Annotated in this window: 24 protein-coding genes; 15 read left to right on the top strand and 9 right to left on the bottom strand. The window is 71.4% G+C overall.

What is annotated here, in order from left to right; translation table 11 throughout:
* The coding region (locus ACTZWW_RS08675) for a cold shock domain-containing protein (protein WP_444780546.1) at positions 1-242 on the top strand (242 nt) is incomplete at its 5' end.
* A gap of 245 nt (positions 243-487) precedes the next feature.
* On the opposite strand, the gene ACTZWW_RS08670 is transcribed toward ACTZWW_RS08675, so the two are convergent.
* A complete protein-coding gene (locus tag ACTZWW_RS08670; protein WP_444780545.1) occupies positions 488-2,059 on the bottom strand; it encodes an alpha-amylase family glycosyl hydrolase in 1,572 nt (523 codons plus the stop codon).
* A gap of 192 nt (positions 2,060-2,251) precedes the next feature.
* On the opposite strand from ACTZWW_RS08670, the gene cobO reads away from it, so the two are divergent.
* On the top strand, positions 2,252-2,866 hold the full coding sequence (gene cobO, locus ACTZWW_RS08665; protein ID WP_444780544.1) for a cob(I)yrinic acid a,c-diamide adenosyltransferase: 615 nt from the start codon (positions 2,252-2,254) through the stop codon (positions 2,864-2,866).
* The gene (locus ACTZWW_RS08660) at positions 2,866-4,344 is read left to right on the top strand and encodes a cobyric acid synthase (RefSeq protein ID WP_444780543.1); all 1,479 of its coding nucleotides are present in this window, start codon (positions 2,866-2,868) and stop codon (positions 4,342-4,344) included. The genes cobO and ACTZWW_RS08660 overlap by 1 nt, the downstream gene beginning before the upstream one ends.
* Here ACTZWW_RS08660 and cbiB read toward each other — a convergent pair.
* A complete protein-coding gene (gene cbiB, locus ACTZWW_RS08655; protein WP_444780542.1) occupies positions 4,319-5,302 on the bottom strand; it encodes an adenosylcobinamide-phosphate synthase CbiB in 984 nt (327 codons plus the stop codon). The genes ACTZWW_RS08660 and cbiB overlap by 26 nt on opposite strands.
* 14 nt (positions 5,303-5,316) lie before the next feature.
* Between cbiB and cobD the strand changes: the two genes are divergently transcribed.
* From cobD to ACTZWW_RS08640, 3 genes are all read left to right on the top strand, one after another.
* Entirely contained in the window at positions 5,317-6,321 is a 1,005-nt protein-coding gene (cobD, locus tag ACTZWW_RS08650) for a threonine-phosphate decarboxylase CobD (RefSeq protein WP_444780541.1), read from the top strand.
* A gap of 94 nt (positions 6,322-6,415) precedes the next feature.
* The gene (locus ACTZWW_RS08645) at positions 6,416-6,556 is read left to right on the top strand and encodes a hypothetical protein (protein ID WP_444780540.1); all 141 of its coding nucleotides are present in this window, start codon (positions 6,416-6,418) and stop codon (positions 6,554-6,556) included.
* Between the two features lie 172 nt (positions 6,557-6,728).
* Positions 6,729-7,037 (top strand): type II toxin-antitoxin system RelE/ParE family toxin, encoded by a 309-nt coding sequence (locus tag ACTZWW_RS08640; RefSeq protein ID WP_444780539.1) that lies wholly within the window; start codon positions 6,729-6,731, stop codon positions 7,035-7,037.
* 10 nt (positions 7,038-7,047) lie between these two features.
* Here the strand turns inward: ACTZWW_RS08640 and rimO are convergent, their stop codons facing one another.
* The gene (rimO, locus tag ACTZWW_RS08635; protein WP_444780538.1) at positions 7,048-8,367 is read right to left on the bottom strand and encodes a 30S ribosomal protein S12 methylthiotransferase RimO; all 1,320 of its coding nucleotides are present in this window, start codon (positions 8,365-8,367) and stop codon (positions 7,048-7,050) included.
* 147 nt (positions 8,368-8,514) lie between these two features.
* Here rimO and ACTZWW_RS08630 point away from each other — a divergent pair, with 147 nt between their 5' ends.
* Positions 8,515-9,732, top strand: coding sequence for a hypothetical protein (locus tag ACTZWW_RS08630; protein WP_444780537.1), 1,218 nt, complete (start codon positions 8,515-8,517; stop codon positions 9,730-9,732).
* 11 nt (positions 9,733-9,743) lie between these two features.
* Here ACTZWW_RS08630 and ACTZWW_RS08625 read toward each other — a convergent pair whose 3' ends face one another.
* From ACTZWW_RS08625 to ACTZWW_RS08610, 4 genes are all read right to left on the bottom strand, one after another.
* Positions 9,744-10,355: a LysE family translocator gene (locus tag ACTZWW_RS08625; protein ID WP_444780536.1), complete on the bottom strand. Its 612-nt coding sequence runs from the start codon at positions 10,353-10,355 to the stop codon at positions 9,744-9,746.
* Positions 10,356-10,401: 46 nt separating this feature from the next.
* A complete protein-coding gene (locus ACTZWW_RS08620) occupies positions 10,402-11,658 on the bottom strand; it encodes a DUF6421 family protein (protein ID WP_444780535.1) in 1,257 nt (418 codons plus the stop codon).
* Entirely contained in the window at positions 11,655-12,197 is a 543-nt protein-coding gene (locus ACTZWW_RS08615) for a hypothetical protein (RefSeq protein WP_444780534.1), read from the bottom strand. The genes ACTZWW_RS08620 and ACTZWW_RS08615 overlap by 4 nt, the downstream gene beginning before the upstream one ends.
* A gap of 121 nt (positions 12,198-12,318) precedes the next feature.
* Positions 12,319-13,461 (bottom strand): FUSC family protein, encoded by a 1,143-nt coding sequence (locus ACTZWW_RS08610; protein WP_444780533.1) that lies wholly within the window; start codon positions 13,459-13,461, stop codon positions 12,319-12,321.
* Between the two features lie 102 nt (positions 13,462-13,563).
* On the opposite strand from ACTZWW_RS08610, the gene msrB reads away from it, so the two are divergent.
* The 8 genes from msrB (at position 13,564) to ACTZWW_RS08570 (ending at position 21,511) form a co-directional block, all read left to right on the top strand.
* Positions 13,564-14,124, top strand: coding sequence for a peptide-methionine (R)-S-oxide reductase MsrB (gene msrB, locus ACTZWW_RS08605; RefSeq protein WP_444780532.1), 561 nt, complete (start codon positions 13,564-13,566; stop codon positions 14,122-14,124).
* A gap of 246 nt (positions 14,125-14,370) precedes the next feature.
* Complete coding sequence (locus tag ACTZWW_RS08600) at positions 14,371-15,423, top strand: substrate-binding domain-containing protein (RefSeq protein ID WP_444780531.1); 1,053 nt, start codon at positions 14,371-14,373, stop codon at positions 15,421-15,423.
* A gap of 95 nt (positions 15,424-15,518) precedes the next feature.
* Positions 15,519-16,901 (top strand): phosphate ABC transporter permease subunit PstC, encoded by a 1,383-nt coding sequence (pstC, locus tag ACTZWW_RS08595; RefSeq protein ID WP_444780530.1) that lies wholly within the window; start codon positions 15,519-15,521, stop codon positions 16,899-16,901.
* Positions 16,894-18,183 carry a phosphate ABC transporter permease PstA gene (gene pstA, locus ACTZWW_RS08590; RefSeq protein WP_444780529.1) on the top strand — a complete coding sequence of 430 codons (1,290 nt, stop codon included), beginning with the start codon at positions 16,894-16,896 and terminating at the stop codon, positions 18,181-18,183. The genes pstC and pstA overlap by 8 nt, the downstream gene beginning before the upstream one ends.
* A gap of 26 nt (positions 18,184-18,209) precedes the next feature.
* Positions 18,210-19,052, top strand: a complete 843-nt coding sequence (gene pstB, locus ACTZWW_RS08585) for a phosphate ABC transporter ATP-binding protein PstB (protein ID WP_444780549.1) — start codon at positions 18,210-18,212, stop codon at positions 19,050-19,052.
* A gap of 32 nt (positions 19,053-19,084) precedes the next feature.
* Complete coding sequence (gene phoU / locus ACTZWW_RS08580) at positions 19,085-19,822, top strand: phosphate signaling complex protein PhoU (RefSeq protein ID WP_444780528.1); 738 nt, start codon at positions 19,085-19,087, stop codon at positions 19,820-19,822.
* Positions 19,823-19,844: 22 nt separating this feature from the next.
* The gene (phoB, locus tag ACTZWW_RS08575) at positions 19,845-20,561 is read left to right on the top strand and encodes a phosphate regulon transcriptional regulator PhoB (protein ID WP_444780527.1); all 717 of its coding nucleotides are present in this window, start codon (positions 19,845-19,847) and stop codon (positions 20,559-20,561) included.
* Between the two features lie 143 nt (positions 20,562-20,704).
* The gene (locus ACTZWW_RS08570; RefSeq protein WP_444780526.1) at positions 20,705-21,511 is read left to right on the top strand and encodes a ferredoxin--NADP reductase; all 807 of its coding nucleotides are present in this window, start codon (positions 20,705-20,707) and stop codon (positions 21,509-21,511) included.
* 23 nt (positions 21,512-21,534) lie between these two features.
* Here ACTZWW_RS08570 and ACTZWW_RS08565 read toward each other — a convergent pair whose 3' ends face one another.
* A complete protein-coding gene (locus ACTZWW_RS08565) occupies positions 21,535-22,821 on the bottom strand; it encodes an MGH1-like glycoside hydrolase domain-containing protein (RefSeq protein ID WP_444780525.1) in 1,287 nt (428 codons plus the stop codon).
* A gap of 24 nt (positions 22,822-22,845) precedes the next feature.
* A complete protein-coding gene (locus ACTZWW_RS08560; protein WP_444780524.1) occupies positions 22,846-23,886 on the bottom strand; it encodes an ABC transporter ATP-binding protein in 1,041 nt (346 codons plus the stop codon).
* Between the last annotated feature and the right edge of the window lie 137 nt (positions 23,887-24,023).

Genomic DNA, 24,023 nt, shown 5'->3' with positions numbered 1-24,023 from the left:
GCGGCGCACCGCGCCACACCGGCCCGACGACGGAGCTGATGGGCACCGTCAAGTGGTACAACCCCACGAAGGGCTTCGGCTTCATCGTGGCGGAGGACGGCGGCAAGGACGTGTTCATCCACCGGTCGGTTCTGATGCGCGCCAACCTCCCCGACCTGATCGAGGGTCAGCCCGTGCGCATGGGCGTGGTCGACGGCATGAAGGGTCGCGAGGCCGCCACGATCGAGCTCGGCGACGCCTGAGCGCGTCGCGTCGGCGACTCCCGTCGCGAGATACAGGAAGGGCGGGTCCCGAGAGGGACTCGCCCTTCCGCATTTTCCGTATCCGGTTCCTCCCCGCAGGGGAGGAGTCCGCGCTTCGCGCGGACGGTGGGGCCGTTCGACTTTTCCTGGCGAGCGGCGTCGCCGCCCTCCCCACCCTCCGGCCTTTCGGCCTCCTGTCTTCCCCCTGCGGGGAGGAGGCGGGTTGCGGCTCTCGTCGCGCCGACTCAGCCCTCCATCACCCGTCCCTCGCTCGGGGCGAGCATGCCCGGGTCGCGGTCGCCCGCGTGGGTCGAGGCCAGGACGCGGCCGGCGTGCGCGAGGGGGCGCCGTGCATCTGCGAAGCTCAGCGCCACGACGAGCCGCCGCTCCCCGTGCCGTCGCTCGAAGACGAGCACGTCGTCGGCGCAGGAGAGCGTGCGGTAGGACCCGAGCGACAGCGCCGGCTCGGCCCGGCGCAGCGCCGTGAGACGGCGGTAGAGCGCGAGCATCGAGCCGGGGTCGCGTGCCTGTGCCGACACCGGCGCGGCGCCGCCGATGGGGAGCCAGGGCGCGCCGGTGGTGAAGCCGGCGTTCGGCCCCTGGTCCCAGGGGATCGGCGTGCGCACGGGGTCGCGGCCGAGCCCCCGGCCCGGGGCGTTGCGCTCCATCGGATCGTGGACCATCTCGGGCGGGATCGGCACGTCGACCATGCCGAGCTCGTCGCCCTGGTAGATCGTCGGCGTGCCGCGCAGCGTCAGCAGCAGCATCGCCGCGACCCGCGCCTGCGCCGGGCCCAGCCGGCCGGCGATGCGCGGGCGGTCGTGATTGCCCATCACCCAGTTCGGCCAGGCGCCCGTGGGGAGGGCCGCCTCGTAGCCCTCGACCATGCGCGCGATGGCCTGCGCGTTCCAGTCGGCGAAGATCAGCTGGAAGTTGAACGGCAGCTGGAAGCCGTCGAGCCCCTCGCCGCCGTAATAGGCCATCACCTCGGCCAGCGTGCCGTAGGCCTCGCCGATCAGCAGGCGCTCGGGCACGTAGTCCCCCGCCACCCGGCGCATGGCGCGCGCCGCGTCGAACACTTCCGGCTGGTGGGCGGTGTAGGCGCGATGCAGCGCGCGCGCCTCCTGCATGCCGGGCCGCCAGTCGGGATCGGGCGGGTTGTCGGTCAGCGCGGCGGAGGGCACGAGGTGCTCGACCGCGTCGACCCGGAAGCCGTCGACGCCCCGGTCGAACCAGAAGCGCATGACGTCGAGCATCGCGGCCTGGACCTCGGGATTGCGCCAGTTCAGCGCCGGCTGCTCCCGCAGGTAGATGTGGAGCCAGTACTGGCCGGTCGCCTCGTCGAGGCTCCAGGCCGGCCCGCCGAACTCCGAGAGCCAGTTGTTCGGCGGCCCGCCGCCGGGCGCGGGGTCTGCCCAGACGTACCAGTCGCGCTTGGCGTTCGCGCGTGAGGCGCGGCTCTCGCGGAACCAGGGATGCGCGTCCGAGGTGTGGCTCGGCACGAAGTCGAGCAGCACCTTGAGCCCGCGCGCGTGCGCGGCCGCGACCAGCGCGTCGAAATCCGCGAGCGTGCCGAAGACCGGGTCGACGGCGCAATAGTCGGCGACGTCGTAGCCGAAGTCCTTCATGGGGGAAGGATAGATCGGCGAGATCCAGATGGCGTCGACCCCGAGCGCGACCACGTGGTCGAGCCGGCGCGCGATCCCGGCGAGATCGCCGACGCCGTCGCCGGTCGTGTCCTGGAAGGAGCGCGGGTAGATCTGGTAGACGATGGCGCTCTGCCACCAGGGCGCGGCGTCGGGGCTGCGGTGCGTCATGCGCGCGGCTCCAGCGTGAGGTGATTTGGGATTGCGCCCCGCATAGGCGATCCGCCGCGCCGATGCCAGGCAAAAAACCACCGCGGAGCGGCTTGCGTCCGCCGGGGACTCCGCACATGCAGGATCGGCCGGCCGCGGGCACGCCGCCTGCGACGGCGTCCGAGGCCGCCGCCGATATCCCGAGGAGATCGCATGACCACCGAAGAGGATTCCGAGGCCCGCCGCCATCGCGAGAAGATGGCCAAGCGCAAGGCGGTGCAGGACGCGGAAGTGGCGGGCAAGACTCTTGAGAAGGGGCTGCTCATCGTCAACACCGGCCCCGGCAAGGGCAAGTCGACGGCCGCCTTCGGGCTGATGCTGCGCGCGCTCGGCCGCGGCTTCCGGGTGGGCGTCGTGCAGTTCGTCAAGGGCGCCTGGGAGACCGGCGAGAAGCTCGCGCTCGCGCGCTTCGACGACCAGATCTCCTGGCACACGATGGGCGAGGGCTTCACCTGGGAGACGCAGGACAAGGCGCGTGACGTCGCCGCCGCCGAGCGCGCCTGGGCCAAGGCGCGCGAGCTGATGGCGGACGAGACGATCCGGCTCGTGATCCTCGACGAGCTCAACATCGCCCTGCGCTATGCCTACCTCCCGCTCGACGAGGTGGTCGCCACGCTCCGCGCCCGCCGCCCGGACCTCCACGTCGTGGTGACGGGCCGCAACGCCAAGCCCGAGCTGATCGAGGCGGCCGACCTCGTCACCGAGATGGCGCTGGTGAAGCACCATTTCGCCGCCGGCGTGAAGGCGCAGGAAGGGATCGAGTTCTGATGGCGCGTGCGCTGATGGTGCAGGGAACCGGGTCGAACGTCGGCAAGTCGCTGCTCGTCGCCGGCCTGTGCCGTCATTTCGCGCGCCGCGGGCTCGTCGTGCGGCCGTTCAAGCCGCAGAACATGTCGAACAACGCGGCCGTCACCGCCGACGGCGGGGAGATCGGCCGCGCCCAGGCGCTGCAGGCGCGCGCGGCGGGCGTCGCGCCGTCGGTCCACATGAACCCGGTTCTCCTCAAGCCCCAGAGCGAGATCGGCTCGCAGATCGTGGTGCAGGGGCGCATGGTCGGCACGGCGAAGGCGCGGGAGTACCAGGCCTGGAAGCCGCGGCTGATGGAGGCGGTGCTCGCGTCGTTCGGACGGATGCGCGGGGAGGCCGATCTCGTGATCGTCGAGGGCGCGGGCTCGGCGTCCGAGGTGAACCTGCGCGCCGGCGACATCGCCAACATGGGCTTCGCGCGGGCGACGGGCACGCCTGTGGTCATCGTTGGCGACATCGACCGGGGCGGGGTGATCGCGAGCCTGGTGGGGACCAAGGCGGTGATCGACCCGGCCGACGCGGCGCTGATCGCCGGATTCGTGGTCAATCGCTTCCGCGGCGACCCGTCGCTCTTCGACGCGGGCATGCGGATCATCGCCGACCATACGGGCTGGGCGCCGCTGGGCCTCGTGCCGCATTTCGCCGACGCCGCGCGGCTGCCCGCCGAGGACCGGCTCGGCCTCGATCGCGAGCCGAGGTACGGAGGAGGCGAGGGCGTCACCATCGCCGTGCCCGTGATGCCGCGCATCTCCAACTTCGACGATCTCGACCCGCTGCGCGAGGAGCCCGGCGTGCGGCTCGTCCTGGTGGAGCCCGGCGTGCCGATCCCGGCCGAGGCGGCGCTGGTGCTGCTGCCGGGCTCGAAGACGACGATCGACGATCTCGCCTTCCTCCGCGCCCAGGGCTGGGACGTCGACATCGCCGCGCACGTTCGCCGCGGTGGGCGCGTGCTCGGGCTGTGCGGCGGCTTCCAGATGCTGGGCCGCACGATCGCCGATCCCGACGGGGTCGAGGGGCCGGCGGGGCGTGTCGTGCCCGGGCTGGGGCTGCTCGACCTGGAAACGCGCCTCACGGGCGTGAAGACGCTCGAGGCGGTCGCCGGGACGGCGCTCGCCGACGGCGCGCCGTTCTCCGGCTACGAGATGCACGTGGGCGAGACCACGGGGCCGGACGCCGCGCGGCCCTTCGCCCGCTTCGCCGACGGGCGGCCCGACGGGGCCGTGTCGCGGGACGGGCGGGTGGTCGGCACCTACGTCCACGGTCTCTTCGCCGACGATGCGCAGCGCGCCGCCTGGCTCGCCCGGCTCGGTGCGAGGACCAGCGGTCTCGCCTACGAGGCACTGGTGGAGGACGTCCTCGACCGCTTCGCCGACCACCTGGCGGCGCATCTCGACTGCGACCGGCTGCTCGCCATCAGCGAGACAGGGCGAGGGCCGTGATCGCGACGAGCGCCGCGAGGCCGATCAACAGCGCGCAGGCGGTGCGATAGAGGGCGAGCGCGCGGTCGACGTCCTGCGCGGTCGCCGCGGCGCGGCCGTCGCCCATCCAGGCATCGTTCACGATCGTCTCGCCGTAGGTGCGCGGGCCGGCGAGCCGCAGGCCGAGCGCGCCCGCCATCGCGGCCTCCGGCCAGCCGGCGTTCGGCGAGCGGTGCCTGCCCGCGTCGCGGCGAACCGCGGCCCACGCCGCGCGCGCGGAGGCCCACGGATGGAGTGCCGCCGCCACGATCAGGAGGAACGCGCCGAGCCGCGAGGCGGGAAGGTTGATCATGTCGTCGAACCGCGCCGCCGCCCAGCCGAAGGCATCGTGGCGCGGCGTGCGGTGGCCGATCATGCTGTCGGCGGTGTTCGCCGCCTTGTAGAGGACACCACCGGGCAGCCCGCCGAGGCCCATCCAGAAGGCCGGCGCGACGATCCCGTCGGAGAAGTTCTCGGCGAGGCTCTCGATCGCGGCGCGGGAGACGCCCGCCTCGTCGAGGCTCTCGGGGTTGCGCCCGACGATCATCGAGACCGCGCGGCGCCCGCCCGCCAGCCCCTCCGCGCGCAGCCCGTCGCGCACGGCGGCGACGTGCTCGTGGAGCGAGCGCTGGGCGAGGAGGCTCGAGGCGAGGATCGCCGCGGCGAGCAGGCCGAGGAGCCCGAACCCGGAGAGGATCGCCTGCAGCGCCAGCGCCAGCGCGCCCGGCACGGCGAGGATCGCCACGAGCGCGAGCACGCCCATCGCCCGCCGTACGGCGGGGGAGGCGTCGTCGCGGTTCAGGTCGCGGTCGAGCGTGGCGATCAGCGCGCCGATCCAGGTGACGGGATGGCCGATCGCCGTGTAGACACGCCCGGGATAGCCGATCGCCGCCTCCACCAGGAGCGCGAGCGTCAGGACGGCGAGGGATTCGACGAGCATCGGAGGCCGGCGGCATGCGGGAGGAGCGGGGGCCGATCGGGCACGGGGGCGACCTCGGCGCGGCGCGTGCGCTCTTCCCGCACGCACCCGAGCCGTCGATCGACCTCTCGACCGGCATCAACCCCATAGCCTATCCGCTGCCCGCCCTGCCAGCGTCGGCGTTCGCCCGCCTGCCCGAGCCGGCGGAGCACGCCGCGCTCGAGGCCGCGGCGGCGCGCGCCTACGGCGTGAGCGACCCCGCCTGCGTCGTCGCCGCGCCGGGAACGCAGGTGCTGATCAGCCTGCTGCCCTTCGTCTCGCCGGCGCGCGAGGTCGCGATCGTGACGCCGACCTACGGCGAGCACGCGCAGGCCTGGCGGGCGGCGGGCGCACGCGTGCGCGCGGTCGCCGCTCCGGAGCAGGGCGAGCGCGCGGACGTCGTCGTGGTGGTGAACCCCAACAACCCCGACGGCCGGACCTGGCCGGCCGCGGCGCTCCGCGCGCGCGCGGCCGACCTCGCCGGGCGGGGGGGGATGCTCGTCGTCGACGAGGCCTTCGCCGATCTCGAGCCGGTCGAGAGCCTCGGAGCCGACCTGCCCGTGCACGCCATCGTGCTGCGCTCCTTCGGCAAGACCTACGGCCTCGCCGGCATCCGCCTCGGCTTCGCCCTCGCCCGCGCGCCGCTCGCCGCGCGGCTGCGCGCGGCGCTCGGGCCGTGGTCGGTCTCCGGGCCCGCGCTGTCGATCGGCCGCGCGGCGCTCTCCGACGAATGCTGGCATGCCGAGACGCGCCGCGCCCGCGCCGCCGACGCGGCCCGCCTCGACGCGCTGCTGGCGCCCTGGTGCGAGGGGCCGGTTCGCGGCACGAGCCTGTTCCGCACGATCGAGACGGACGCCGCGCCCGCCCTCTTCCGCCGGCTCGGCGAGGCGGGGATCTGGGTGCGCCGCTTCGCGGACGACGAGCGGCGGCTCCGGTTCGGCCTGCCGGCAGGGGAGGGGGCCTGGGCGCGGCTGGAGGCGGTTCTCGGCAAAGGGGCATGACTGGCGATGCAATTCAGGAATGCTGTGAAAAGATAACCACAAGCGCGTTTGCGCGTTTCCGAGGCGGGTGCTACGTTGGCGTCGAGGTGAACGCATGACCGATCAGCGCACGACCAGCCCGGCCGCCGTCCGGGTCGAGCTCTCGCAGGAGATGCTCCGCGACATCGAAGACAGCGTCGAGGCGGGCCAGTATCGCTCCGCCGAGGAGACGGTCGTCGACGCCGTTCGGCTGTGACAGCGTGAGCGTGCCGATCGTCAGGAGCGGCTCGAGGCGATTTGAGCCAAGATTCGGCGTACGTTCGAAGATCCTCGCCCCACGTTGAGCGGAGAGGAAGCCGACGCCTACCTGGAGCAGCTCCTCCGAGAGGTGGACGATCGCTTCGCAGATATCCACTTCGCGAAGTGAGGTGCGGAGGCTTCCAGTCAGGTACCGGTCGGAAGCGATCGAGGATCTCTCCAGGCTCTTCTTCGCGATCGAGGAATTGAGCGGTAGTGCGACCGTTGCTTCCGCGTACGTCAGACGGCTACGTCGTCGGTGCGACAGGATCGGGGATGTCCCGTACGGCGGTCGTGCACGCGACGATCTCGAACCCGGCCTACGAATGATTGCCTACAGGCGATCTGCGGTGATCTTGTACGCCGTGAGGGAAGATTTCGTCGAGGTCGCGAACATCTTCGTCGGGGTCAGGGACTACGAAGACCTGTATACCGGCTGAGCCTTCACCCTCACGCCAGCACCCCGTGCAGGTCGTACGCGTCCGCCCGCTTCACCGTGACGTCCACCACGTCGCCCGGCTTGATCCGGGTCGAGCGCGTCCTCACGAAGACGTTCCCGTCGATCTCCGGCGCGTCCCACTGCGAGCGGCCGACCGAGACCGTCGGGCCGACCTCGTCGAGGATGACGGGGATGGTGCGGCCCACCTTGCGGGCGAGGATGCGCGCGGAGATCGCCGCCTGCGCCTGCATGAAGCGATGCCAGCGCTCCTCCTTCACCTCTTCGGGCACGGGCTCGGCGATGGCGTTCGCCGGCGCGCCGGCGACGGGCTCGTACTTGAAGCAGCCCACGCGCTCGAGCTCGGCCTCCTCCAGCCAGTCGAGCAGGAGCTGGAAATCCTCCTCGGTCTCGCCGGGGAAGCCGACGATGAAGGTCGAGCGGATGGCGAGATCGGGGCAGACGGCACGCCAGGCCTTGATGCGGTCGAGCGTCTTCTCGACGTTGCCGGGGCGCTTCATGGCGCGCAGCACCTTCGGCGAGGCGTGCTGGAACGGGATGTCGAGGTAGGGCAGCACCTTGCCCTGCGCCATCAGCGGGATGACCTCGTCCACGTGCGGGTAGGGGTAGACGTAGTGCAGCCGCACCCAGGCGCCGAGCGTGCCGAGCTCGCGGGCGAGGTCGAGGAAGCGCGCGCGCACCTCGCGGCCCTGCCAGGTCGAGGACGCGTACTTCACGTCGACGCCGTAGGCGGAGGTGTCCTGCGAGATGACGAGGAGCTCGCGCACGCCCGCCTTCACCAGCCGCTCCGCCTCGCGCAGCACGTCCGCCGCCGGCCGCGAGACGAGGTCGCCCCGCAGCTTGGGGATTATGCAGAACGAGCAGCGGTTGTTGCAGCCCTCCGAGATCTTCAGGTAGGCGTAGTGGCGCGGCGTGAGCTTCACGCCCTGCGGCGGAACGAGATCGAGGAACGGGTCGTGCGCGGGCGGCACCGCCGCGTTCACCGCCGAGAGCACGCTTTCGTAGGCCTGCGGGCCGGTGATGGCGAGCACGTCCGGGAAGCGCTCGCGGATCTGCTCGGGCTCGGCGCCCATGCAGCCGGTGACGATCACCTTGCCGTTCTCGCTCATTGCCTCGCCGATGGCGTCCAGCGATTCCGCCTTCGCGCTGTCGAGGAAGCCGCAGGTGTTCACGATCACGAGATCGGACCCGTCGTGCTCGCGCGAGAGCTCGTAGCCCTGCGCCCGCAGCTGCGTGATGATCCGCTCCGAGTCGACGAGGGCCTTCGGGCAGCCGAGGGAGACGAACGAGATCTTGCGCGCGGGTGCGGTCATGCGGAGGGGGTCGCCGAGAATGCGGAAGGATGCCGGGGAGAGCGTCACATAAGCGAGAACGCGCCCGCGCGCCAGTGGCGCGTCGACACGCCCCCGCCCCGCGTGCTAGGCGCCCGCAGCCCGACACGGGCGCGACGGGGAGGGAGCATGCGGGAGGGCGCGAACGAGCCGGTGGTCGGGCGCGACGTGCGCCGCCGCGCCGCGTTCTACCTCCCGGGCTACGACCCGCGCCGCCCGCGCGTCTACCACGCGCTCTTCGCCGAGGAGCTCGCCGCCGCCGCCCGGCTGCGCGGTTTCGCGGCGCAGGCGACGCCCCTCGGCGGCGAGGACGGTCCGACGCCGGCTTTCGCGATCGAGGCCCACGATCCCCTCGGCGCCTGGGACACCCGCACCGACGTGACGATCCTGCGCTGGGACGACCTCGCCCGCCCGGCCTTCCGCGCGCCGCTCGCCCCGCGTCTGGCCAAGCTGATGCGTGTCGGCGCGGACCTGGTGCGCCGCGGCGTCGTCTCCCGGCTCGCGCGGATCGATCGCCAGTTCGCCGCCTTCGTCCTCTATCCCTACGTGGGGACGCTCCTGCTCGCGCTCGCCGTCCTCGCGGTGGCCTTCGGCGCCGGCGTGCTCGGCTGGCGGATCCATCCGCTGGTGGCGGCGCCGGTGGCGCTCTCGGCGGGCGCGCTCGCCGGATGGCTGGCGCTGCGCCTCGAGCGCCCGCTCTTCCTGCGCTACCTGCTGGAGGACTGGCTGTTCTCCTTCGCCCACGAGCGCGGCGGCACGGACGTCCTCGCCGAGCGGCTCGACCTCTTCGCCGAGGCGGTGGCCGCGGCCGCGCGCGACCCCGCGATCGACGAGGTGCTGCTCGTGGGCCATTCCTCGGGGGCCTTCCTGGCGCCGGAGACGCTGGCGCTGGCGCTCGCCCGCGATCCCGACCTCGGGCGCCGCGGGCCGGCGGTGTCGCTCCTCACGCTCGGCACCGTGGCCCCGCTGATGCTCGTCGACGAGACCTGCATGCGCTATCGCGCGGCGGTGGGGCGGCTCGCGAACGAGCCGTCGGTCGCCTGGCACGAGGTCCAGACCCGGCACGATGCGATGAACGTCTGCCCGGTCGACCCCGCCGCGCTGAGCGGGCTCTTCGCTGCGCGCACGCTCTGGCCGCGCACGTTGCGGCTGTCCATGCCGCAGCTCGTGGCGCCCGGCCGGCTCGGGCTGTTGCGTGAGCGCCTGTTCTTCTTCCGCACGCATTTTCGCTTCCTGCGCGCGAACGAGCGGGTCCACTGGTACGATTTCTACGGCATCCTCGCCGGCCGGACGACGCTCGCGGCGCGACACGCGCAGGTGCCGGACATGCGCGACGTCGGCCCTTGAGCCCGGGCGCTTCACGCCGGCGCACGCGACAGCAGGATCGGCAGGATCGAGGCCAGCAGCATCAGGCCGAGCGCGACGTTGAAGACGCGCATCCGCGTCGGCGTGCTCAGGAACCGTGCGATCAGCTCGCCGAAGGCCGCCCAGACGGTGCACGACAGGAACCCGACGGCGACGAAGACGGCGGCGATGAGGGTGATCTCGAGCCCGAATCCCGCGCTCGTCGTGTAGGCCGCGACCGCGCCCGTCGCCATCACCCAGGCCTTGGGGTTGACCCACTGGAACAGGGCGGCCTCGACGAAGCCGATCGGCGCCCCGAGCGCCCCGTGCTCGACGGACCCGCGCGCGATCAGGACCTTCCAGGTGAGATAGAGAAGGTAGGCCGAGCCGACGATCGCGAGCGCGTCGTGCAGCCAAGGCTGCCGCTCGAAGACCGCGCCGAGGAACAGGCCGACGATGACGACCATCGCCGGGAAGCCGATCGCGATCCCGATGATGTGCCGCCAGGTGCGCGACAGGCCGAACTTCGCCCCCGACGTGACGAGGAGCAGGTTGTTCGGCCCCGGCGAGAACGATGTGGAGAGCGCGAACAGGAGGATCGCGACGAGCCAGGTGCTGGTGATCATGGCGGCGTGGTGCCCGCTCGGGACGGAGGACGATGATCCGGGTGCATCATGCGCAGAGAGCGACCGCCGTGTCGCGTACCGCGGGCGCGCACGCGGCCTCGTCGAAGCCGAACGCGATCGTCGGCGCGGCGCCGATCCGGGCGCCGAAGGCGCTCTCGTGCAGGAAGGCCGGCGCGCCGAAGCGGATCTCGCCGTCGCCGGGCGCCGGCAGGTAGCGGCGCACCATCGCCTCCGCGCCGGCGAGGTAGGCCTCGTCGCCGGCCGCCTCGAGCGCCTCCACATCCGCCACGAAGGACGCGGCCGCCGCGTCCACCGCCTCGCGATCGATCGTGAGCCGCCCGTCGTCGCGAATCCGCAACGCGCCGGCCTCCCGCAGGTAGGCCAGGAGGAGCAGGCCCGTGCCCGAATCGAAATTGCGCGACCAGTCGGGCTCGCCGGGGTAGCGCATGGTGCGGTCGAACAGGATGAACTCCGCGACGGCGTCCCCTTCGGGAATGCCGCCGGCACGGCAGGCGCGATAGGTCGCGAGGTCCACCTTGAGCTCCTCCAGGAGGCCGGTGAACCAGCGGGTCTTGAGCCCGATCTGTGCGTCGAAGGGGCGCGTCCCCTGGTGGTGGAAGTAGTCGTGCAGGTAGCCCCAGACGCAGCGCGCCTCGTAGGCGCGGCGCGGGTCGGCGATGCGCGAGGCCGCGAGCGCGTCGGGGATGCCGACGGCGTCCCAGGTCGGCACCGTGATCGTGTCGTAGATGCGCTTGAACTTGTTGAAGAAGAACAGCGCGTAGAGCTGGCGGTCGGGGAGGGTGGCGCTGGCGATGTTCTCCGGGAAGAAGACGATGTTGTTGCCGCGCACGAGCCCCGGCGTGCCGGCGACGAGATGCGCGGACTGGCAGATGTTCTTCGGGTGGGGATAGGCGTCGTAGAGCGCCCGGTACGCCTCGCCGGCGGGCTCCTCGCGGATCGCGAGGAAGGTCTCGAAGCGATGCCCGGCGCGCCCGCCGTTGGCGAGGCGCAGCGGGCCGAAGAAGAGGAACGGCGCGCCCTCCTCGGGCGCCCGCATCGCGTCTCGGGTGCGTCCGTAGTCGGGCTTGCCCCGCGCGCCGTCCGCGAGCCAGCGCTCCGTGTCGGCGACGATCGCCTCCGCCTGGGCGGTGGCGCCGATACGGTGCGCCAGGCGCGCGGCCTGCGCCGCCGCGTCCGCCAGCAATGCGCGCGCCCGCGCGCCGTCGGCGTCGTCAGGCAGGGACCCGTCCGGCGCCTGGATCGCGGCGATGCGCTGCGTCGACGCGACGAGCTCGCCGATCATGCGGCCCTCCTCACGAGCGCGCGGTGCGCGTGGATGGTGAATCCCATCGGCACGGGGCCGTGGTCGCGCAGGACGACGAGGCCGTGCCTCTCGGCCGCCGCCGCCGTCGTGATGCAGGCGTCCACCTCGCCCGCGGCGCACGACCGCGCCGCTTCGGCGTTGCTCGTGACGAGGCGGATCTCGTGGCTCGCCGGGACCAGCGCGCGGGGCGCGGGATGCGTCGCGACGACCGAGATCGCGGCGTCCGCCGAGCGCGCGGCGAGCAGCATCGGGAACGTGTCGAACAGGAACTGGTCGGCGAGCGTCATGCGGTCGAGATAGGGAAAGACGAGCCCGTGCAGGTCGGGATAGACCACGCATCCGAGGAGCGTCGCGGCCGGATCGTCCAGCACGCGGGCCATCCCCTCCTCGAGCGTGCGGTGGAGGACGACGTCGGCGGCGAGGCCATGAGCCGCCATGTAGTGCGTGGCGGCCGCCTCGCAGTTCGTGCCGGACGGCCCGAGCGTGTGGATCGTCGATATACGCGTGCGATCGAACATATCGTCATCCTCGGTTGCCAATCTCGCGATCTTGCGCATGCATCCGAGGGATGTCAATCGATTAGAATTTACCTATTGTAAGTCGCTTACCGTCGGGGATGACGGGATGGATGAGGATCCGTCACGCGGCGCGATCCGGCGACGCCCGCCTCCCGCCGTCCAGCTCGCCGCGCCGCAGCGCCTCGCGGCCCGGCGCGACGAGGTCGGCGATCTCGACGATGTTCTTGCGCAGCTCGTCGACCGCGAAGCGCAGCGCGGAGACCGCCCGCTCGCGATCGGCGTCTTCGGTGAGCGCCGTCTCGGTCTTCGAGTGGCGCAGCGCGTCCTCCGCCTCGCACAGGCGATGAACCACGGGCCGTGCCTTCGGCGGCTCGGCTGTGCGTCCCTCGAGATGCGCGACGAGGTCCCCGAGGAAGCCCGCGACCTCCTCGCGGATGCGGTCGATGCGCAGGTGCCCACCGGCCACGTCCTCGTGCCGGAAGCTCGAGCGGCGCTCCTCGGCGGCACGGTCGAGGACGATGGTCGCGTGCCAAAGGCGCTCGATGGCGACGAGCCCCTGGGCGAGCGAATGCCCGCCCTCGAGGCCGCGCTTGAACCGCGCGTCCCCCGTGATCTCGCGGGCGGTGCCGATGTGGCGCTGGAAGTCCTCGTCGATGCGCCGCGTGTCCTCCGCGTCGGCGCCAGCGAGGCCCGACAGGGAGGCGTCGACGAGCCGCCGGCAATCGTTGAGCGCGTAGGCGATGTTGCGTGTCGCACGCGAGCGGGCGCTCTCGGGCCAGACCACCGCGGAGGCGAGCGCCGCGCCGACGGAGCCGATCATGATCGCGAGGGCGCGCTCGAGCGACGTCATGATCTCCGCGTTCGCGTTGACCGCCACGACCGCGGCGGCGACGGCGATGTAGTTGAGGTTGGGCCACAGCGTCGTCATCAGGTTGGCGACGACGCTCGCCACGACCACGGATGCGAGGATCTGCCAGCGCGCCGGGAGCACGTCCGCGAGGAGCACGACCGTCGCGAGCCCCAGCGCCGTGCCGATCAGCGCGGCGACGACACGGTACACGCCGACCGAGACCGTCGAATCGGATGCGAGCCGGATCGAGAACAGCGCCGAGATGATCGCCCAGGAGAGGTGATCGATGCCGTACCAGCGCATGACGACGTAGACGAGCGTCACCGCCGCGCCGGTCTGCAGGCCGACGCGGGCGAGATCGCGCGTGCGTTTTCGGTCGATGCGGGGCAGGACGCCCGTCGGGAGCCGGCTCACGTGAGGGTACCTCCAGGCTCGACAACGTCGCGCCGCCCATCCCGTTTCGTCGCGGACCGCTCGCCCGCTTGCCGCGGCGGGCGCGATCGCCATATGTGGCCCATGAACGACAGCACCATGCCGACCCGCCGCCTGTTCCTGGGCGGCGTCGCGGCCTTCGCCCTCGCCGGATGCGGCGAGGGCGTCGGGCGGACGGAGGACACGACGCGCGCCGCCGGCGCCGCGAGCGAGGGAGGAGCGACCGTGAGCGTGGCCGACAAGCAGACCTGGGATCTCACCGAGGCGCAGTGGCGCGAGCGCCTGACGCCGGAACAGTTCCACGTGCTGCGCAAGGAAGGGACCGAGCGGGCGGGCTCGAGCCCGCTCGACAAGGAGTACCGTGCCGGCACCTTTCATTGCGCCGGCTGCGACCTGCCGCTGTTCACCTCGCAGATGAAGTTCGATTCCGGCACCGGCTGGCCGTCCTTCTACGACACGATCGAGGGCGCTGTGGGCACGAAGCGGGACTTCAAGTTGATCCTGCCGCGCACCGAGTATCATTGCGCGCGCTGCGGCGGGCACCAGGGCCACGTCTTCAAGGACGGGCCGGCGCCGACGGGGCTGCGCTACTGCAACAACGGCGTGGCTCTGCGCTTCGCGCCGGCGATCGAGGCGGCCGGTTGAGCGCGGGGAGCGGCGGCGCCGGGCGACCCGCGCATGGACACCTGCGCGCTGCGGAAGCGCCGGCGGGTCGTTTCGCAGGTCGAGGACGGTGCACGCGGCTTCGCGAAAACGTCACATGAGTGTCACGGGGCACTCCTAGGGTCCGCCACGCGTCGGGGGGGCGCGATCGGCGTCGCCCGCAGCCGCAACCGCGGTCCCACTTCTAGGGACTGCGGCCAAAGCACCATCTCGACAGGGAGATCACCCGTGAAGCTCTTCACCTACACGAGCGCGCTCGCGATCGCCGCCGCCACCGTGCTGGCCGCCGGCGCCGCCAACGCCCAGACCCGCGACCAGATCCGCATCGTCGGCTCGTCCACGGTGTTCCCCTATTCCCAGGCGGCTGCCGAGGAGTTCGCGGCCGAGACCGGCGGCCCGGCCCCGATCGTCGAGTCGACGGGCACCGGCGGCGGCATGCGCATCTTCTGCGAGGGCGTCGGCCCGCAGACCGCCGACATCACGGGCGCCTCGCGCGCCATGACGGAGTCCGAGTGGGAACTCTGCAAGACGAACGGCGTGACCGACGTCTCGGAGGCGCAGATCGGCTCCGACGGCCTGTCGATCGCCATGTCGGTGGACGGCCCCGACCTGAACCTCACCAAGGGCCAGATCTTCCAGGCGCTGGCCGCCGAGGTCGAGGTCGACGGCGAGATCGTCGCGAACCCCTACACCCGCTGGAGCGAGATCGACCCGTCGCTCCCCGACGCCGAGATCGTCGTGCTCGGCCCCCCGCCGACCTCCGGCACCCGCGACGCCTTCGTCGAGCTGGCGATGCACGTCGGCTGCAACGAGTTCGAGACGATCAAGGCGCTCGAGGAGACCGACGAGGACCGTTGGGACGAGGTCTGCTCGCGCATGCGTCAGGACGGCCCGTTCGTCGAGGCGGGTGAGAACGACAACCTGATCGTCCAGCGCCTCCAGCAGGACCCGAACGCGCTCGGCATCTTCGGCTACTCGTTCCTCTACGAGAACCAGGACACGCTGAAGGCCGCGCAGGTCAACGGCGTCGCGCCGACCTTCGACACGATCGCCGACGGCTCGTACACGATCTCCCGCCCGCTGTTCTTCTACGTGAAGAACGCGCACCGCGGCGTGATCCCGGGCCTCGCGGAGTTCGTCGAGCTCTACGTGAACGAGGACGTGATGGGCCCCGGCGGCCTGCTCGCCGAGCGCGGCATGGTCCCCCTGCCCGACGCGCGCCGCGCCGAGGTCCAGGAGGCCGTGACCAGCGGCGCCCAGTTCACCCGCTACGGCGGCTGAGGTATAGAGCCTCGCTCGATGGGCCGCGGCGGGACCTCCGCCGCGGCCCGTTCCCTCTCCGATCGGCGCGCGCGTCTCAAGCGGTTGGTGTCGGCATGGCCGGAAACCTGATCCTCGTCATCATCTTCCTGTCGCTGGTCGCCTATTTCGTCGGGCAGTCCCAGGCGCGGAAGTTCGTCGAGGCCTCGCCGGTAGGCGCGGTCCATTCGCGGCCGGTCTACCATGGCGCGTTCGTCGCCGTCTGGGTCGGCGTGCCGGCTCTTCTGCTCGTGCTGGTGTGGCTCCTGTTCCAGGGTGCAGTGGTCGACGCCTTGCTGCTGCGCAGCCTTCCGCCGTCGCTGACGGACGGCGCCGGCCCCGCCGAGCTCTCGCTCTATCTCGCGGAGACGAAGAACGTCGCCGCCGGCCTCGTTTTCGGCGAGCCGTCGCCGGAGATCGTCGCCGCGGCCGAGCGTTATGCCGCCTGGTCGCAGATCGCGTCCTGGGCGATGGTCGTCGTCGGGCTGTCCGTGGCGATCGTCGCGATCTTCGTCGCGCGGGCTCGGCTGGCGCCGCTGTTCCGGGCGCGGCAGGGCTTCGAGCGCGCGCTCTCGGTGATGATGGTGTCGTGCGCGGTGCTCGCGATCTTCACGACGCTAGGCATCATCGGCGCCCTCCTGTTCGAGGCGACGCTCTTCTTCCGCATGGTCCCGATCGTCGAGTTCCTCTTCGGCCTGAGGTGGGAGCCGCAGATCGCGATTCGCCCGGACCAGATCGCCGGCGCCGGGGCGTTCGGCGCGATCCCGGTCTTCGTCGGCACCCTGCTCGTGGCGACCATCGCGATGGCGGTCGCCGTGCCCGTGGGCCTGTTCTCGGCGATCTACCTCACCGAGTTCGCGAGCGACCGGATCCGCGCTATCGTCAAGCCGATGATGGAGATCCTCGCGGGCATCCCCACGGTGGTCTACGGCTTCTTCGCGGTGATCGTGGTCGCCCCGGCGATCCGCGGCCTCGGCATGTCCCTCGGCATCCCGGTCGCGCCCAACACGGCCCTCGTCGCCGGCGGCGTGATGGGGATCATGATCATCCCCTTCATCTCGTCGATGACGGACGACGCGCTCAACGCGGTGCCGCGCTCCATGCGCGACGGCTCGCTCGCCATGGGCGCGACGCAGGGCGAGACGATCATGAAGGTGCTCCTGCCGGCGGCTCTCCCCGGGATCGCCGGCGGCATCCTGCTCGCGGTGAGCCGCGCCATCGGCGAGACGATGATCGTCGTCATGGCCGCCGGCCTGATCGCGACGCTCACCTTCAACCCCCTCGACTCGGTGACGACGGTCACGGTGCAGATCGTGACGCTGCTCATCGGCGACACGGCCTTCGACAGCCCCAAGACACTCGCCGCCTTCGCGCTCGGCCTCGTGCTCTTCGTCGCGACGCTGGTGCTGAACATCGTTGCGCTGCGGATCGTCCAGAAATATCGAGAGAAGTATGACTGACACCGCGCTCGTCGGGGCTGGCCCCATCGACTGGACGTCGCCGGAGGCGGAGGCGCGCCGCCGGGGTCGTCGCGCCGCCGAGTCCCGGCTGCGCATCTACGGCCTCGTGGCCATCGCGACCGCGCTCGGCCTGCTCGCGATCCTCGTCGGCTCGCTCGTGCTGAACGGCTACCGCGCCTTCACGCAGACGCAGATCGCGCTCGAGATCTTCGTCGATCCGGGCGCCGTCGATGCGGCGGACCCGAGCGACGGCGAGTATCGCGAGCTGATCACGGCCACGCTCGCCGGGGTCCTGCCCGGCGTCGACGCGGCGGAACTGCGCGCCGCGCGCGACATCCTCACCCGCAACGCGCACTTCATCCTGCGCGACTACGTGGTGGCGAACCCGAGCGTGATCGGGACCACGATCCGGCTGGCGATCCCGGCCTCGGACCCCTACGACCAGCTCGCCAAGGGTCTCGTCGAGCGGGACTCCGACGAGGGCCGCCGCCGCGTCGACGATCGGGGGATCGCGCTCTTCGACCGGCTGGCGGAGCAGGGCCTCGTCGCGCAGCGGTTCAACTCGGCGCTGTTCTTCAACGCCGACAGCCGCTTCCCCGAGCTCGCCGGCCTCTCCGGCGCCGTGGTCGGCTCGTTCTTCGCGCTCGCGGTGTGCTTCATCCTCAGCTTCCCGATCGGCATCGCCGCGGCGGTCTACCTCGAGGAGTTCGCGCCGAAGAACAAGTGGACCGACGTCATCGAGGTGAACATCAACAATCTCGCCGCGGTTCCCTCGATCGTCTTCGGCCTGCTCGGCCTGGCCGTCTTTCTCGGCTGGTTCGGCATGCCACGCTCGGCGCCGCTCGTGGGCGGCATGGTGCTCGCGCTCATGACGCTGCCGACCATGATCATCGTGACGCGCGCGGCGCTCAAGGCGGTGCCGCCCTCGATCCGCGAGGCGGCGCTCGGCGTCGGTGCCTCCAAGCACGAGGTGGTGATGCACCACGTCCTGCCGCTGGCGCTGCCGGGCATCCTGACGGGCACCATCATCGGCCTCGCCCAGGCGCTCGGCGAGACGGCGCCGCTGCTCCTCATCGGCATGAACGCCTTCATCACGAGCCCGCCGGGCGGGCTGCTCGACCCGGCGACGGCGCTGCCGACGCAGATCTTCATCTGGGCCGACAGCCCGGAGCGCGGCTTCGTCGCGCGCACCTCCGCCGGCATCCTCGTGCTGCTCGGCTTCTTGATCCTGATGAACCTGATCGCGATCCTTCTGCGCAACCGCCTCGAGCGGAAGTGGTGAGCGAGCGAGGAGACGAGATGACCGCCATGCATGCCCCCACCGCTGCGCCGGATGCCCCGGCGCCCGTTCTCGACAAGCGCGAGACCGTCCGCGTACCGTTGGAGATCGGCAATCCGTCGAAGGTCGACGCCCGCGACGTAAAGGTCTTCTACGGCGCCAAGCAGGCGATCTACGACCTCACGATCGGCATCCCGGAGAAGGCGGTCACCGCCTTCATCGGCCCGTCCGGCTGCGGCAAGTCCACCTTCCTGCGCTGCCTCAACCGCATGAACGACACGATCGACGGCGCGCGCGTCGAGGGCGACATCACGATCGACGGCAAGGACATCTACGATCCCAGCCTCGACGTCGTCACCCTGCGCGCCCGCGTCGGCATGGTCTTCCAGAAGCCCAACCCCTTCCCGAAGTCGATCTTCGAGAACGTCGCCTACGGGCCGCGCATCCACGGACTCGCCAAGTCGAAGGCCGACATCGCGGTCATCGTGGAGGCCTCCCTGCGCAAGGCCGGCCTGTGGGACGAGGTGAAGGACAGGCTCCTCGAGACCGGCACCGGCCTCTCCGGCGGCCAGCAGCAGCGCCTGTGCATCGCGCGCGCCATCGCGGTGTCGCCCGAGGTGATTCTCATGGACGAGCCCTGCTCGGCGCTCGACCCGATCGCCACCGCGCGCATCGAGGAGCTGATCGACGAGCTGCGGCAGAACTACACGATCGTCATCGTCACGCACTCGATGCAGCAGGCCGCCCGCGTCTCGCAGAAGACCTGCTTCTTCCACCTCGGCTATCTCGTCGAGGAGGGACCGACCGACATGATCTTCACCAATCCGCGTGACAAGCGCACCCAGGACTACATCACCGGCCGCTTCGGCTGAGCCGCGCCGCCAGCCCTCGAGGAGACGGACCCATGTCCGAACATACGGTCGCATCGTTCGACGCCGAGCTCCAGGAGCTGCGCCGCTCGATCATGGAGATGGGCGGCATCGCCGAGAAGATGCTCGCCGACGCCACCGTGGCGCTGGTGCGCCGCGACGTGGGCCTCGCCCAGTCCGTCGTCACCACGGACTACCGGCTCGACACGATTCAGCGCGACATCGAGGAGAAGGCGATCCTCACCATCGCCCGGCGCCAGCCGATGGCGATCGACCTGCGCGAGGTGATCTCCGCCATCCGCATCGCTTCCGACATCGAGCGGATCGGCGACATGGCCAAGAACATCTCCAAGCGCACGCTCGCCATCTCCGGCCAGTTCGAGCCGCAGCGCGTCGTGCTCGGCGTCGAGCGCATGTCGGACATGGTGCTCGGCCAGCTCAAGGACATCCTCGACGCCTACACCCAGCTCGACGTCGACAAGGCGCTGGAGGTCTGGCGGCGCGATGGCGCGACGGATGCGCTCTACAACTCGCTCTTCCGCGAGCTGCTCACCTACATGATGGAAGATCCGCGCAACATCACCTTCTGCACGCATCTCCTCTTCTGCGCCAAGAACGTGGAGCGCATCGGCGACCATACGACCAACGTCGCCGAGACCATCCACTACCTCGTCACCGGCCAGCCGATCACCGCCGAGCGGCCGAAGATGGACCGCACGGCCTACGAGACCGGGCAGCCCGCCGACGCGGCGCAGGGCGCCGGCGGGACCTGAGGGAGCGCGAGGCGAGCGACCGATGAGCACGCGTATCCTCGTCGTGGAGGACGAGGAGCCCCTGACGCTCCTCCTGCGCTACAACCTGGAGGCTGAGGGCTACGAGGTCGACGCGGTCGCCCGCGGCGACGAGGCCGAGGTGCGGCTGCGCGAGCAGATCCCGGACCTCGTCCTCCTCGACTGGATGCTGCCCGGCCTCTCCGGCATCGAGCTCTGCCGTCGAATCCGTGCGCGCCGCGAGACCGAGCGCCTGCCCGTGATCATGCTGACCGCCCGCGGCGAGGAGGGCGACCGGGTGCGCGGGCTCGCCACCGGGGCGGACGACTACATCGTCAAGCCCTTCTCCGTGCCCGAGCTGCTGGCGCGCGTGCGCGCGCTCCTGCGCCGCACGAAGCCCGCCCACATCGCCAACACCCTCGTCGCCGGCGATATCGAGCTCGACCGCGAGACCCACCGCGTGCGCCGCGGCGGCCGCGAGCTGCATCTCGGCCCGACCGAGTTTCGGCTGCTCGAGTTCCTGATGCAGAGCCCCGGCCGCGTCTTCACCCGCGAGCAGCTGCTCGACGGCGTCTGGGGGCATGACGTCTACATCGACGAGCGCACGGTCGACGTCCACGTCGGGCGCCTGCGCAAGGCGATCAACACCCGCGAGACGCTCGACCCGATCCGCACCGTGCGCGGGGCGGGCTATTCCTTCGACGAGACCTTCGCCAAGGCGGACGGCGCGCCCGGCGCCTGAACGAGCCGCGCGAGCCGCCCCGCTTGCTCTCCCGGGTTCGGTTTCGTACGTGGTGCGCTGCGAAATGGGTCTGTGGTAGAGCACGTGCGTCGCCGAGCTCGGCCATTAGCGCCCTGACCAGAGGCCCGCACGAGAGGACCACGATGTCGGATACAGCCGCCGCCGGCGCGATCGCAGCGCCCGTCGATTGCCACGTCGAGCGCGTCGTGCTCGTCGAGCACTATACCGACCGGCTCTTCCGCTTCCGCACGACGCGCCCGGCCTCCTTGCGCTTCCGCTCGGGCGAGTTCGTCATGATCGGACTTCCCGGCGGAGAGAAGCCCGTGTTCCGCGCCTACTCGATCGCGAGCCCGAGCTGGGACGACGAGCTCGAGTTCTTCTCGATCAAGGTCCCCGGCGGCCCGCTCACCGAGCGGCTCCAGCGCATCGCCGTGGGCGACGAGATCCTGATCAAGAAGAAGCCCACCGGCACGCTCGTGCTCGACGCGCTCGCGCCCGGAAGGCGGCTGTGGATGCTCTCCACCGGCACCGGCATCGCGCCCTTCGCGAGCCTGATCCGCGATCCCGAGACCTACGAGAAGTTCGACGAGGTGATCCTCACGCAGTCCTGCCGGCGCGTAGCCGAGCTCGCCTATGGCGAGAACACCGTGCGGGCGCTGGTCGAGGATCCGCTGGTGGGCGAGATCGCCGCCCCGCGCCTGACCTTCTACACGACGGTAACCCGCGAGCCGCATCCGCACCCGTTCCGGGTCACGGACGCGATCGAGTCGGGCCGGCTCTTCGCCGACCTGAACGTGCCGGCCCTCGACCCGCAGACCGATCGGGTGATGATCTGCGGCTCGATCGAGATGACGCGCGACTGCCGGGCGCTGTGCACCGCGGCCGGGCTGGAGGAGGGCTCGAACGCCAAGCCCGCCCATTTCGTGGTCGAGCGCGCGTTCGTGGGCTGAGCCTCACCCGCGCTCGATCCCGCTCACGCCATCTCCAGGAAGTCGAGCACCATCGCGGCGGTCCAGCTGAAGCGCTTGCCGCCGAGCGCGCGGCCGTCGAGCGGGTCGAAGTACTCCCCGAAGCCGCTCCTCGCCACGAGCGCGAGGCCGTCGCGCGCGATCTCCGCGGCCGCCTCCGCCCGGCCGTGGCGGGCGAGCCCGTCGGCGACGAGGCGGTTGGCGATCAGCCAGAGCGGCCCGCGCCAGTAGCGCAGGCGGTCGAAGCGCGGATCGGCGGGATCGTGGCTCGGGACGGGGTGGCTCACCGCCGCCCGCAGGCCCGCTAGCCGCGCGACGAGGGCGTCGACGCGCGGATGGCCGGGCTCCAGCGCCATCAGCGGCAGGAGGCCGCCGATCGAGGCGCTCTCGACGAGGGCGCCGGCGGCGCGGTCGTAAGCCGCGTATTGCCCGAGCCCGTCGTGCCAGAGCCCGTCCAGCGCCGCGCGCCCGCGCGCCGCCTGGCTCTCCGCCTCCGCCGCGATCTCCGGCGCGTCGAGCGCCCGCGCCATCGCCGCGAGATCCTCCGCCGAGCGCGTGAGGATCGCGTTGAAGCCGGGGTCGACCACCCGGAACGGCGAGGCGTCGTGCAGCGCCGCCTGGTTCCAGCCGAGCCGGCGGAAGCGCTGCACGAGCCAGAGATAGCGGTCGTACTCCTCCTTGGTCGGGCGCTGCGCGGCGTCGACGTGGGTCGTGTCGCGGCGCACGTAGCTGCCGATGCCGTCCGTGGGCACCCGCGCGAGCGCGTCGTCCCAGTCGATCGCGTTGTCGCGGCCGCTCTCCCAGGGGTGGAGGATGGCGACGAGGCCGGTCGCCTCCGGGTCGCGGGCGTTCGCGAACCAGCGGTGCCAGGCGGCCACCTTCGGCAGGAGCGCCGCCACCCGCGGCGCGACCATCGCGCCGTCGCGCGCGCCGTCGAGGAGGCGCCGCAGGGCGTAGCCCAGGACCGGCGGCTGGGTGATGCCGCTCGTCGGCGTCGCGCGCGCGGTGCCCCAGACGTCCGGCCCGGGGAAGTAGGTCTCGTGGTCGGCGTGGAAGACGATGTGCGGGACCATCCCGTCCGGCCATTGGTGGGCGACGAGCGTCTCGATCTCGGTGAGCGCCCGGTCCTCGTCCACGTGCGCGAGGCCGAGCGCGACGAGGCAGGAATCCCAGTTCCACTGGAAGGGGTAGAGGCCCTTCGTGGGGATGGTGTAGCCGCCGAGATCGTTCTCCCGCAGGATGGCGCGGGCCTCGGTACGCAGGCGGTCTTCGTCGAGTGCGGGGTTCGTCATGCGGGGCTTCTTCAAGCTGGTGGCTCAGGCGATCGCCGCCTGCGTCTTCGGATCGAACCAGCGCACGCGCTCGGGGCGCGGCGCCAGGGTGAGTGTCTCGCCGGGGCGCACGGGCAAATCGCTCTCGAGCACCGCGCGGAACAGGTGGCCGGCGACGTCCATGGTCACGAGCTGATGCGCGCCGAGCGGCTCGACGACCTTGACGCGGCCGGCGAGGCCGGTCTCGGCGGGAGCGAGATCCTCGGGCCGCACGGCGAGCTCGATCGCGTCCTGCGTCACGTCCGGCCCGGGCAGGACGATGCCGGCGGCCGACCAGCCGCCGGTCACCCGCGTCGCCGGCAGGAAGTTCATCGGCGGGTTGCCGATGAAGCTGCCGACGAAGCGGGTCGCCGGGTCGCGATAGACGTCGAGCGGGGCGGCGTGCTGGACGATGTGGCCGCCATGCATCACCACGATCCGGTCCGCGAGGCTCATCGCCTCGACTTGGTCGTGCGTGACGTAGATCGTCGTGGTGCGGCTCTCCTGGAGCACGCCCTTGAGCTCGGCGCGCATCTCGAGGCGCAGCAGCGCGTCGAGGTTCGAGAGCGGCTCGTCCATGAGCAACACCTCCGGCTCCGTCGCCAGCGCCCGGGCGACCGCGACGCGCTGGCGCTGGCCGCCGGAGAGCTGGCCGGAATAGCGCGCGAGCAATTGCTCGATGTGCATCATCGTGGCCGCGCGCCGCACCTTCTCCTCGACCTCGGCGTTGGGCATCTTCTTCATGCGCAAGCCGAAGGCGATGTTCTCGAACACGGTGAGGTGCGGGAAGACGGCGTAGTTCTGGAACACCATCGCGATCTTGCGCGCACGCGGCGGCAGATGGTCGACGCGCCGTCCGCCGATGGCGATCTCGCCGCGGCTGGCGGTCTCGAGCCCGGCGATGCAGCGCAGGAGCGTGGTCTTGCCGCAACCCGAGGCGCCGAGCAGCACGAGGAACTCGCGATCCTCGACGTGCAGGTCGATCTCGTGGAGCGCGGTGAAGGAGCCGTAGGATTTCTCCACGCCGGTGACGGTGATCTCAGCCATGGACGGGCTCCTCTGCGGTTCCGTGAGGGAGGACGTCGATCGCTCGGCGGAGCGGCGACCGGCTCCGGCGCGGGGGAGCGGTGCATCGACCTCGAGCCCGTTCTGCACGCCCCACACCCCCGGCCCCTCTCCACGAG

Source organism: Salinarimonas sp. NSM (genome assembly GCF_052380005.1).
Classification (GTDB): Bacteria; Pseudomonadota; Alphaproteobacteria; order Rhizobiales; family Beijerinckiaceae; genus Salinarimonas.
This window is presented reverse-complemented; position numbering and strand designations above follow the sequence as displayed.